5 protein-coding genes are annotated in these 12,229 nt (G+C 70.6%); 4 read left to right on the top strand and 1 reads right to left on the bottom strand.

Translation table 11 applies throughout. The annotated features are described in order from the left end of the window. Positions 1-250: 250 nt before the first annotated feature. From CP984_RS09680 to CP984_RS09670, 3 genes are all read left to right on the top strand, one after another. Positions 251-5,248, top strand: a complete 4,998-nt coding sequence (locus tag CP984_RS09680; RefSeq protein WP_003982508.1) for a DNA repair ATPase — start codon at positions 251-253, stop codon at positions 5,246-5,248. Between the two features lie 261 nt (positions 5,249-5,509). Further along, positions 5,510-7,561, top strand: coding sequence for an APC family permease (locus CP984_RS09675; protein ID WP_003982506.1), 2,052 nt, complete (start codon positions 5,510-5,512; stop codon positions 7,559-7,561). Positions 7,562-7,729: 168 nt separating this feature from the next. Beyond that, complete coding sequence (locus CP984_RS09670) at positions 7,730-9,058, top strand: class I SAM-dependent RNA methyltransferase (RefSeq protein ID WP_030185058.1); 1,329 nt, start codon at positions 7,730-7,732, stop codon at positions 9,056-9,058. 152 nt (positions 9,059-9,210) lie between these two features. Here CP984_RS09670 and CP984_RS09665 read toward each other — a convergent pair whose 3' ends face one another. Further along, positions 9,211-9,537: a hypothetical protein gene (locus tag CP984_RS09665; RefSeq protein WP_129820891.1), complete on the bottom strand. Its 327-nt coding sequence runs from the start codon at positions 9,535-9,537 to the stop codon at positions 9,211-9,213. Between the two features lie 1,455 nt (positions 9,538-10,992). Here CP984_RS09665 and CP984_RS09660 point away from each other — a divergent pair. Then, the gene (locus tag CP984_RS09660; RefSeq protein WP_003982501.1) at positions 10,993-12,219 is read left to right on the top strand and encodes an acyltransferase family protein; all 1,227 of its coding nucleotides are present in this window, start codon (positions 10,993-10,995) and stop codon (positions 12,217-12,219) included. Positions 12,220-12,229: the final 10 nt, after the last annotated feature.

Raw genomic sequence — 12,229 nt, 5'->3', positions numbered from 1 at the left:
CCGCGGGGGTTGAAGGTCAGCCCGTATCCAGGGGCAGGACCTCGTACTGGACGCCGCCCACGCCAACGGCCTCGCGGGCACCCGGATCGCCGAGGCCGCCGCGGCGAAGTGGTCGGGGGCGGCCGTGTGCGGGGCGGGTTGGCGCCCCGTACACGGTGTCAACAGAGTGCGGTGGCGCACGAGTTGGCGTACGCGTGCGGACCGCGGGCGTTGAAGACCAGCCCGTATCCAGGGACAGGAGAAAGATCTCGTGCAGGACCTCGTACAGGACGCCGGGCGGGACACCGCGCAGAACCCCGTGGCGGAGACGGACGCCGGTGCGCCGGACCAGGCTCCCGGCCACGGCGGCGGCCTCGCCGACGGTACGTACGAGGTGCTGCGCGACCGTCTCGCGCGCGCCGCCGCCGACCTCGCCGGGCGGGCCCGTGACCTCAACGCCCGCCGCGTTGCGACCTTCGGCGGTACGGACCTCGCCCTGCTCGGCACCGGCCGTGTGCACACCGCCGACCCGGTCGTCCTCCGCGACGCGGTGGCGGTCGGCGGTCTGCTGCTGACCGGCCGCAACGGGCTGCCGGAGCCCGGCGCGCCCGCGACCACCGTCCCGGACGTCTTCGCCCTGCACCGCATTCATGTCGGCGAGGACGACGTACGCCTTGAACCGGCGGACACCGACGCACTGCCCGGACTCCTGGACGACCCGCGCTTCCAGCGGGACTTCGAGGAGCTGTACCGCTACTACCGACAGGCCCGACTGCTCCGGCTCCGCCGTACGGGCACCCTGCTGCTCGCCGTCTTCCAGACCGGCGAACGCCTCGATGACCTGCGCGTCCTGCGCTGGAAGCTCCCCACGGCCGGGGACGCGGCGCCCGTCTACCTCGACGCCAAGGGCGACCGCGACCACACCGCCCCGCCCGCCCACGACTTCCCGTGGACGCCCGCCACCCGCGAGAACCAGATACCGGGCCGCTTTCCGCAGCTGTCCATAGAGGACGAGGTGTTCCTCTCGACCGCGGGCGGCGCGCTCACCCTGAAGGCCGAGCCCGACACGGAGACGGCCGACGGCCTCTACTCCGAGCCGGTGGACGAACCCCTCCAGTCCCTCGCCGACGCCGAGGTCGCGCACGCGCGCGTCGGGCCGCTGATCCTGGTGCGGGTCCGGCCGTACAAGGAATCCGGACACCGCCACCTCGTCTTCAACACCCGCACCCGGGACGTACGCCGCATCGACGCCATCGGGCAGGCGTGCCGCGCGCTGCCCGAGGACCAGGGCATCGTCTTCCCCGGCGGCCACTACCTCACCACCGGCACCACCCGGATCTTCGACACCGACACCACCGGCCTCGCCTTCGACCGGGAACAGCGCTCCCCGAACGGCGAGGACGTCCTCTACGCCTTCCACGACCGCGCCGACGGCCGCACCCTGCTCCTCCCGTACAACCTCGTCCGCGAGGAGGCCGCCACCCCGCTGACCGCGTACGGCCACGCGCTTCTCGACGACGGCACCCTGGCCGTCCTGCGCGGCGCCGGGGAGCCCGGCCGCGTCCACCCGGTCCAGATCTGGCGCACCCCGTTCACCTCCGACGCGCACGCCGCGGCGCAGCCGTCCGGCGGCGGCCCGCTGGCCCGCGTCGGCAACGCCGAGCTGGTACGCGGTGTGTCCGACGCGCTCTCGGTCGCCCGGATGGCCACCGACATGGCCCCGGCGGGACCGGTGTTCGAGGCCATCGCCGCGGCGGCCGCCCGGGTCGCCGACCGCCACCACTGGCTGGACGAGGCGGACCTCGGCGCGCTGGGCGAGCCGCTGGAAGCCGTACGGGCCGCCGCCCACCAGGTCGTCGAGGAGTTCGCACGCGTCACCGAACTGCGGCACCGGGCCGCGACCGCGCTGGCGGAGGCCACCGAACGCACCACCGCGCTGGTCCGGCGCATCCGCGGCGAGCAGCCCACGACCGCCGACGCGTGGGTCAATGGCCTCACCGAACTGCGCCACGCCCAGGGCCACCTGGAAACCCTGCGCGAGACCCGCCACATCGACCTGGACCGGCTCGCGGAACTCTCCGCCGGCCTCGCCGACGACCTGGCCGACGCCGGACGCCGCGCCGTCGCCTTCTTCAGCGGCGAGGACGCCTTCGCCGCCACCCACCGCGCCGTCGCCGAGCTGACCGCCGAAGCCGCCGCGGTCGCCACCGCCGCCGACGCCGAACCGCTGGCCGCGCGCATCGACGCCCAGGCCGAAGGACTGCGCGTGGTCACCGAGGTCGTCGGCACCCTCGACATCGCCGACACCACCGTACGGACCGCCGTCCTGACCCGCGCGGGCGACGTGCTCGGCGCCGTCAACCGGGCCCGCGCCACCCTGGAGGCCCGGCGCCGGGAACTGCTCGACGCGGAGGGCCGCGAGGAGTTCGCGGCCCGGCTCGCGCTGCTCGGACAGGCCGTGGCGGGCGCACTGGCCGCGGCCGGCACACCCGAGGCGTGCGACGACGAACTCGGCCGTCTGCTCCTGCAACTGGAGAACCTCGAAGCGCGCTTCGGCGCGTCCGACGCGCACCTGGAACGGATCGCCGCGCAGCGCGAGGAGATCCACGAGGCGTTCGCCGCCCGCAAACAGGCCCAGCTCGACGCCCGCGCCCGGCACACCGACCGGCTCGCCGGATCGGCCGCCCGCGTCCTGGCCACCGTCACCCGCCGCGCCGCCGCCCTCACCTCCCTCGACGACGTCCACGCCTTCTTCGCCGCCGACCCGCTCGCCGCGAAGGTCCGGGCCACCGCCGGCGAACTGCGCGACCTCGGCGACGGCGTCCGCGCCGACGAACTGGACGGGCGTCTGGCCGCCGCGCGCCAGGAAGCGGTCCGCGCGCTGCGCGACCGCACCGACCTCTACGACGCCACCGGCACCATCCGGCTCGGCCGCCACCGCTTCGCCGTCAACACTCAGCCCGTCGACCTGACGCTGGTCCCGCACCGGGACGGCCTCGCCTACGCCGTCACCGGCACCGACTACCGCGCGCCCGTGCACGACGCGCGCCTGTCCGCCCACCGCGCCTTCTGGGACCAGCCGCTGGTCTCCGAATCCCCGCAGGTCTACCGGGCCGAGCACCTGGCCGCACTGATCTTCGCGGGAGACGGGGCGGAGACGGTCCCGGACCTCGCCGCGCTCCAGGAGGCGGCGGCTGCCGACGCGCTGCTGCCGCTGGTACGCAAGGTGGCCGAGGCCCGGTACGACGAGGGGTACGACCGGGGCGTCCACGACCACGACGCCACCGCGATCCTCGCCACCCTGCTCCGTCTGCACACGGACGCCGGGCCCCTGCGCTACCCGCCGCACCTGCGCGCCGCGGCCCAGCTCTTCTGGGCGTACGGCACCGACGACCGAGCCCGCGCGCTGTGGACCACCCGCGCCCGCTCCCTCGCGCGCGCCCGGTCCGTATTCGGGCCGGCGCCCGGGTGGGGAGCGCTGGCCGAGGAGATCGAGGCGGCAGCGGTCGGGTTCATGGGGGAGACGGGGCTGTACGGTCCGGCGGGTGCCCCGGGCGCGTGCACCACGGATGACGCATCTGTGTCCGTACCCGACCCGGCCCTCCTCTCCGGCCTCGGCGACTACCTCATGCGCGAGCTGGCCGAACCGGCCGACGCGGACCCGTCCGCCGCCGCCCGCCCCCGCTTCGCCACCAGCGCCGCCGCCCGCGACCTGCTCGCCGGATTCCGGCAGGCCCTCGGCGGGCCGGACGCGCCCGCCCTCCAGGAGTTCGCCGCGGACCTGCGCGCCCTCGACGGGGACCTGGCCGCCCGCCACCAGCTCGTCACCGCCTGGCTCGGCGCGTACACCGAGGCGCGCGGCACCGCGCCGGACGCGCTGCCCGAGGCCACCGCGATCGAGGTCTGCGGCCCGGCCCTGGACCGGCGCGACCTTTCCGCGGCCACCGCCGCCGACGTACCCGGCCTGCTCGGCAGCCACCCGCGGATCACCGCCGGGGGCACCCTTCCCGTACGACTGGACGAGCTGCTGACCCGGACCGAAACGTTCCGCCGAATCCGCGTCCCGGCGCACCGCGCCTACACCCGCCGCCGCGCCGAACTGCTCGCCGCCGAACGCGACCGGCTCCGCCTGGACACCTACCGGCCCGAGGTCATGTCCGGTTTCGTCCGCAACCGCCTGATCGACGAGGTCTACCTGCCACTGATCGGCGACAACTTCGCCAAACAACTGGGCACCACCGCGGGGGAGGGGCGCCGTACCGACAGTCAGGGCCTGCTCCTGCTGCTGTCGCCGCCCGGCTACGGCAAGACGACGCTCATGGAATACGTGGCGGCCCGCCTCGGCCTCCTCCTGGTCACGGTGGACGGCCCGGCCCTCGGCCACCGCACCACCTCCCTCGACCCGGCCGCGGCCCCCGACGCCGCCGCCCGCCGCGAGGTCGAGAAGATCTCGTTCGCGCTGGAGGCGGGCAGCAACGTCCTCCTCTATCTGGACGACATCCAGCACACCTCGCCGGAACTGCTCCAGAAGTTCATCCCGCTGTGCGACGCGCAGCGGCGGATGGACGGGGTCCGGGACGGCCAGGCCCGTACGTACGACCTGCGCGGCAAGCGCTTCGCCGTGTGCATGGCGGGCAACCCGTACACCGAGTCGGGCCGGCGCTTCCGCCTGCCGGACATGCTCGCCAACCGCGCGGACGTGTGGAACCTCGGCGACGTGCTCAGCGGCAAGGAAGCGCTCTTCGCCCACTCGCACATCGAGAACGCCCTGACCGCCAACCCGGTCCTCGCCCCGCTCGCCGCCCGCGACCGCGCCGACCTCGACCTGCTGGTCCGGATGGCCGAGGGCGACGACTCCGTACGCGCCGACCGGCTCGCCCACCCCTACGGCACGGCCGAGCTGCGCGAGACCGTCTCCGTACTGCGCGGTCTCCTCCATGTCCGCGCGGTCGCCCTCGACGTCAACCGCGCCTACATCGCCTCCGCCGCCCAGGCGGACGCCACCCGCACCGAGCCGCCGTTCCTCCTCCAGGGGTCGTACCGCAACACCAACAAGATGGCGGCGCGCCTGGTCCCCGTGATGAACGACACGGAGCTCGCGTCGCTCGTCGACGACCACTACCGGGGCGAGGCACAGACCCTCACCACCGGCGCCGAGGCGAATCTGCTGAAGCTGGCCGAACTGCGCGGGCGCCTCGGCCCCGGGCAGGCGCGGCGCTGGGCCGAGGTGAAAGAGATGTGGAGATCCCGAGTGATCGAGAAGGTGTGAGCGGCCCGGCCCGTTAAGAAAGCGTAGAAATCCCGCGGCTCCGGACGGCGGTCTTCACGGAGGCATGGAAAACGCCCGGCGTTAAGAAGCCGTAGAGAAGGAGAAGGGGACCGGCGGCGTCGGCCCGCGCTGTGCAGGGACGATGAAAGCGCTGGTGGCCGTCGAGGCCGCGGATCGCGGTGCTGGCATACGGGCTCATCGCCGCCGCCCACACGGGTGGCGGGTGGGCGACCACCTTGACGAAGGCTTAGCATCCTCTGCGTGTCCAAACTGACCGACGTGCCCAAACGGATCCTTATCGGGCGCGCACTGCGCAGCGACAAGCTCGGAGAGACCCTTCTCCCCAAGCGCATCGCGCTCCCCGTGTTCGCCTCCGACCCGCTCTCGTCCGTGGCCTACGCCCCGGGCGAGGTGCTGCTCGTCCTGTCCGTCGCGGGTGTGTCGGCGTACCACTTCAGCCCCTGGATCGCGGTCGCGGTCGTGGTGCTGATGTTCACGGTCGTGGCGTCCTACCGGCAGAACGTGCACGCCTACCCGAGCGGCGGCGGTGACTACGAGGTCGCCAACACCAACCTCGGGCCCAAGGCCGGACTGACCGTCGCCAGCGCCCTGCTGGTCGACTACGTCCTGACCGTCGCCGTCTCCATCTCCTCCGGGGTGGAGAACCTGGGCTCGGCGATCCCGTTCGTCACCGAGCACAAGTCACTGTGCGCGATCGCCATGATCGTGCTGCTGACACTGATGAACCTGCGCGGCGTCAAGGAGTCGGGCAAGCTCTTCGCGATCCCGACGTACATCTTCGTCGCCGGCGTCTTCATCATGATCATCTGGGGCGTGGTGCGCGGCGTGATCATGGGCGACACCATGAAGGCGCCCACCGCCGACTTCACCATCCACGCCGAACAGGGCGGCCTCGCCGGCTTCGCCCTGGTCTTCCTCCTGCTGCGCGCCTTCTCCTCCGGCTGCGCCGCGCTCACCGGCGTCGAGGCGATCTCCAACGGCGTCCCGGCCTTCCGCAAGCCCAAGTCCAAGAACGCCGCCACCACCCTGGCCCTCATGGGCGGCCTGGCCGTCACCATGTTCTGCGGCATCATCGGCCTGGCCATGGCCACCAACGTGAAGATGGCGGAGACCCCGGCCACGGACCTGCTGCACAACGGCGTCCCGGTCGGCCCCGGCTACACCCAGAACCCGGTCATCTCGCAGGTCGCCGCCGCGGTCTTCGGCGACGGCACGTTCTTCTTCGTCGTGCTCGCCGCCGCCACCGCCCTGGTGCTCTTCCTGGCCGCGAACACCGCGTACAACGGCTTCCCGCTGCTCGGCTCGATCCTCGCCCAGGACCGCTACCTGCCGCGCCAGCTGCACACCCGCGGCGACCGCCTCGCCTTCTCCAACGGCATCGTGCTGCTGGCCGGCGCGGCCATCGTCCTCGTCTACCTCTACGGCGCGGACTCCACCCGCCTGATCCAGCTCTACATCGTCGGCGTCTTCGTCTCCTTCACGCTCAGCCAGGTCGGCATGGTCCGCCACTGGAACCGCCACCTGAGCGCCGAGAAGGACCAGGCCAAGCGCCGCCGGATGCACCGCTCCCGCGCGATCAACGCCTTCGGCGCCAGCCTCACCGGCCTGGTGCTGGTCGTCGTGCTGCTGACGAAGTTCACCCACGGCGCCTGGGTCGCCGTCCTCGGCATGGTCATCTTCTACGCCACCATGACCGCGATCCGCCGCCACTACGACCGGGTCGCCGAGGAGATCGCCGCCGAGGACGTCCCCGGTGACGAAGCGGTACGCCCGTCCCGCGTCCACTCGATCGTCCTGGTCTCCAAGGTCCACAAGCCCACCCTGCGCGCCCTCAGCTACGCCAAGCTGATGCGCTCGGACACCCTGGAGGCGGTCAGCGTCGACGTGGACGCCGCCGAGACCAAGGCCCTCAAGGCCGAGTGGGAACGCCGCAACCTCGACGTCCCCCTGAAGGTCCTCGCGTCCCCCTACCGCGAGATCACCCGCCCCATCATCGACTACGTGAAGTCCCTGCGCCGCGAGAGCCCGCGCGACGCCGTCTCCGTCTACATCCCCGAGTACGTCGTCGGCCACTGGTACGAACACCTCCTCCACAACCAGAGCGCCCTCCGCCTCAAGGGCCGCCTCCTGTTCACCCCCGGCGTGATGGTGACCTCCGTCCCCTGGCAGCTCGACTCCTCCGAAGCCGCCAAACGCCGCGCCCGCAAGCGCGCGGAGTGGAACGCGCCGGGAGCCGTCCGGCGGGGCCCGGTGTCACAGCCCAAGAAGGAGAAGGCGGCTACGCGGAAGTAACCGCGCGCCGCACTGCCCGGGGCCCGGGCCTGCCAACCGGTGGGTCCGGGCCCTTGCGCTTCCGCTCCCCCCGTCCGGTTCGGACTCCGCCCACTCGCCCCGTAGACTTGCAGGTCGGCATCGGCCGCCCCGTACCCCTTCCTCCACCCACCCAGGAGCTCCCCCACCATGCAGACCGAACCCAAGAAGTCGCTGGTAGGCGAGGAGTACGAGGTCGAGGTCGGCCCCGTCGCGCACGGCGGCCACTGCATCGCCCGTACGGACGAAGGCCAGGTCCTCTTCGTACGGCACGCCCTCCCCGGCGAACGCGTCGTGGCCCGCGTCACCGACGGCGAGGAAGGCGCCCGCTTCCTGCGCGCCGACGCGGTCGAGATCCTCACCCCGTCCAAGGACCGCATCGAAGCCCCCTGCCCCTTCTCGGGCCCCGGCAAGTGTGGCGGCTGCGACTGGCAGCACGCCGCCCCCGGCGCCCAGCGCCGCCTGAAGGCCGACGTGATCACCGAGCAGCTGTCCCGCCTGGCCGGCCTCACCCCCGAGGAGGCCCGCTGGGACGGAACCGTCGAACCGGCCCCGGGCGACAAGGTCCCCAAGGGCGAGGTCCCGGCCTGGCGCACCCGCGTCCAGTACGCCATTGACGCCGAAGGCCGCGTGGGCCTGCGCAAGCACCGCTCCCACGAAGTCCAGCCCATCGACCACTGCCTGATCGCGGCGCCGGGCGTCTCGGAACTCGGCATCGAAAAGCGCGACTGGCCTCAGATCGCGACGGTCGAGGCCATCGCCGCCACCGGCTCGAACGACCGCCAGGTCGTCCTGACCCCCCGCCCCGGCGGCCGCCTCCCCATCGTCGAACTCGACAAGCCCGTCTCCGTCCTCCGCGTGGGCGAAAAGGACGGCGGCATCCACCGCGTCCACGGTCGCCCCTTCGTCCGCGAACGCGCCGCCGACCGCACCTGGCGCGTGGCCAACAGCGGCTTCTGGCAGGTCCACCCCAAGGCCGCCGACCTCCTGGTGGAAGCCGTCATGCAGGGCCTGATGCCGAAGAAGGGCGACATGGCCCTCGACCTGTACTGCGGCGTCGGCCTTTTCACGGGCGCACTGGCCGACCGCGTCGGCGAAAAGGGCGCCGTCCTCGGCATCGAGAGCAGCAAGCGGGCAGTGGAGGACGCCCGCCACAATCTGCAGGACCTGGACCGCGTGCGCATCGAGCACGGAAAGGTCGAGCAGGTGCTTCCGCGTACGGGCATCTCGGACGTGGACCTGATTGTTCTGGACCCGCCGCGGGCGGGGGCCGGGCGACAGACGGTTGCGCATCTGGCGTCGTTGGGGGCGAGGCGTATCGCGTACGTGGCTTGCGATCCGGCTGCGCTGGCGCGGGATTTGAAGTACTTCGCGGGGGAGGGGTATGTGCCGCGGAGGATGCGGGCGTTTGATTTGTTTCCCGTGACGCATCATGTGGAGTGTGTGGTGATTTTGGAGAGGGCCGCGAAGGGGGTCTGACTGGATCTCGCCTGTACTTCTGTGCGTTGTGCGAGCGGAGGCGTCGGCGGTTCCGGCTGAATGAACAGTTGGCTCCGTCGGCTCCGTCGCCGAGGCAGACTCGACCGGTCATGTCTGACCGGTCGGTGTGGTGCGATTCTTCCGGGGAACCTTCAACGGATGAGCGGCGCCAACAGGTTCTCCGCATTCCACAAGTCGTCCACACTTCTGCGGAGAAAAAGCAGCGCGTCCTCTACGGTGACGTTCTGGCAATGCTGCTCACGGAGGGCTCCGGGTCCGGCAGGCAGGCTGTTGAGTGCGCTGAGAAGGTGGTATTCGACTGCGACTCGGGCGTCGCAGTGCGAGGGATGGGTGATGAGGCTCGCCACCACTTTGATGACATCCTGCGTTATCCAATCCGGCGCTGTTTCGTACTCGTATGCATGCACGAGGGAAATGACTTCCGCGTCGCCCTGATGGCTTATGGCTGATGGCGACATCGTGCTTCAGTGTGAAGCCTTCGCCGAGAGAAGGTCGTAAACGTCTTGCCGGGGCCTGTCTTCGAGGTGGTGAGTCATCTTTAAGTGCATGCGTCATCCGGCACAGTTCCTCCACGCCATCTTTGAGGAAAGTGAGGGCCTCTTCGAGAGGTACGCCGTCGAGCCGTCTCTCGTGCAGGATGCTCTCCCCTTCCGCGACGCTGCCCATTGCCGCGTCGAGATGGACGTCGACGGCGACCCGTGCCGCACAATCGGAGCGTGTCACTTATAGGCGCGTAAGCAGATGGCTGAGAAGAGCGTGCAGGGTCTGGCCGCTCTCGTCCTTTTCGATGCGAAATTGATGGCCCGCACCGGCTTCACGTCCGAAATCGTGACGCGCCAAGAGGTCGGTGGAGAATCCAGTGAGTCGATCGTGGATTTCCCGCATCGGCAAGGGAAGTGCGGATGTCCTGGTAGCGCATCTGTGTGTTGTTGTCTTCTTTCCTGGTGGCGGGGTGGCCGGCGGCGCCCTCAAGGGAAGGGGCGTGCGTGTGGCGTTCCGCGCTTATGGCCGCTTCCGTTCGAGCGGGCCGAAGACGGCCGGTCATTGGCCCGGCACGCCAGTCGGCACAACACTGCCGTCGCCGACCCCGGGCACCCGGTGCGTATCGTGTGCCTCGCGCCCGCCATGCCTCGGTCCGGCCCGTGGGGCGGCGGAGACGCGACTGGCGACGCTACCCTACGCACGCGAAGCGGATCTTCGCTATCGGTAGATGCCTAAGTAACAAGTAAGAAAAGACACAAAGGGTGTTTGGTGTGATTCATCGCCTAATGCCCGACTTGTTGCCCGGGTGACAGGTGTGACCATGTGCTTGGATCTGGCATCTCCGAGATTGAACTGCCCAACTGTCCAACTGCCTTTGCGCGCCTGAACACCGCCTCATCTCAGGGTGGCGCACGGCGCGGTCGATCCACGCTTCCCACGGGGGGATTTCGCATGAAGCTCGCACGGCGGATCACTGCCACCGCTGTGGCTGTCGCGGCTGGTTCCGCGACGGTGGCCGACACGTCACGCTTGCCGAGCGCTCCTCCGTCGTCGGGCTGCCCCCAAGGGGGAGTGGACGCCGGTCGGGGAGCCCACTGACCGAGGCAAGCGAGCGAGTAAGCAGGCAAGAACCGTACGACTCGGGCAAGACCGGCGCGGGCGTGCCTCCGTTGCCTGTCTTCCTCCCCGCTCCGTCATTGCTGTCATGGGCCTGTGCGGTCACGGGCCAAGCAACCTGAGCCCACCTGCCTGGGCGGACGGATTTCTTCCGGCAGGTCCGGCGCCGAAAGTGCCAGGCCCGGCCAGCAGGATCACCGCTCTCCTGCCCGCCACATCGGAGCGGCGTATCACCTACGTACCCGCGGGGCTTGTGCAGCCCGTGGATCCTTCGGACCAGGAGCGTTCCTGACCAGAGCGCTGGGGGGAGCAACATGAGCGAGCGTCGCTCGGGAAACAGACTTGCCGCACTGGACGGACTGCGGCTGCTGGCCGCGCTGATGGTGGTCTTCTACCACTACGTGGCCCTCGCCCGGCCCTGGGGCCATTCCACGGAGACGATCTTCCCGACCGCTCACTACGCGGCTCAGTACGGGTGGCTCGGGGTGGAGGTCTTCTTCCTGATCAGCGGCTTCGTGATCTGTATGAGCGTGTGGGGCCGTACGGTGGGCGAATTCGCCGTGTCCCGGCTCACCCGGCTGTTCCCCGCCTACTGGGCCGCCATCCTGCTCACCGCGGTAGTGGTGAAGCTGTGGCCGGAGGTCACGTCCCTACGGGGCTGGGGCCACGTGATCACCAACCTGACGATGCTCCAGGCCGGCAACAACACGCCCAACATCGACCCGGTGTACTGGACGCTCTTCGTGGAGCTCAAGTTCTACCTGATCGTGTTCGTGGTCATGCTGTGCGGCGTCACCTACCGCAACTGCCTGATTCTGTGCGGGGTGTGGACAGCGGCTGCGGCCCTCGCACCGGTCATGGACACGCCGTTGCTCACCGCGTTCGCGATGCCGCAGTACGCGCCGTTCTTCATCGCCGGCGTCGCCTTCTACCTGATGCGCCGGCACCGGCCCAACGCGATCCTGTGGGCGATCGTGGTGCTGCAACTGCTGCTCGCCCAGCGCTACATCGACTACCGGCTGGCCACGAGCCTCGGCAAGGCCGTCGCCCAGACGCTGCCCACCTGGCCCGCGCGCCTCGTCATCATCGCCGGCTTCGCGCTCGTCGGTGCCATCGCGCTCGGGCGCTTCGACCGGATCCAGTGGAAGTGGCTCACCACCGCGGGGGCGCTCACGTACCCGCTCTACCTGATCCACATGAACATCGGCATGACCCTGATACACCACTTCCGCAACCGGGTCCCCGCTCCGGTTCTGGTGGCTTCGGTGACCGTCCTCATGCTGATTGCCGCCTGGCTCCTCCACCGCCTGGTCGAACGGCCCGTCGGGAAGTGGCTCCGTACCACCATGCGGCGCGGCATCGATGACGTGCGCCGGCAAGTCGTACCCCGTCGCCGCCACGCCCGACGCCTCGGGCCACAGGCGCCCGTCGCATCTCACATACCAGAGGTGCCCGTCATGCCTCACGCATCACAGATGGCCGCCGTGTCGCACGCGGCGCAGGAGGACCTGGCGTTCTCCCGGGCCCGGATCACCGACTGAGCGCAATCGG

The sequence above is a fragment of the Streptomyces rimosus genome (assembly GCF_008704655.1).
Classification (GTDB): Bacteria; Actinomycetota; Actinomycetes; order Streptomycetales; family Streptomycetaceae; genus Streptomyces; species Streptomyces rimosus.
Note: the sequence above shows the minus strand (reverse complement) of the source record. Positions and strands in the feature narration are given on the sequence as shown.

What these genes read in the sequence shown, in the direction of transcription:
- CP984_RS09670 (WP_030185058.1), top strand. Translation starts at nt 7,730, where the DNA reads ATGCAGACCGAACCCAAGAAGTCGCTGGTAGGCGAGGAGTACGAGGTC.
- CP984_RS09665 (WP_129820891.1), bottom strand. Translation starts at nt 9,537, where the DNA reads ATGTCGCCATCAGCCATAAGCCATCAGGGCGACGCGGAAGTCATTTCC.
- CP984_RS09660 (WP_003982501.1), top strand. Translation starts at nt 10,993, where the DNA reads ATGAGCGAGCGTCGCTCGGGAAACAGACTTGCCGCACTGGACGGACTG.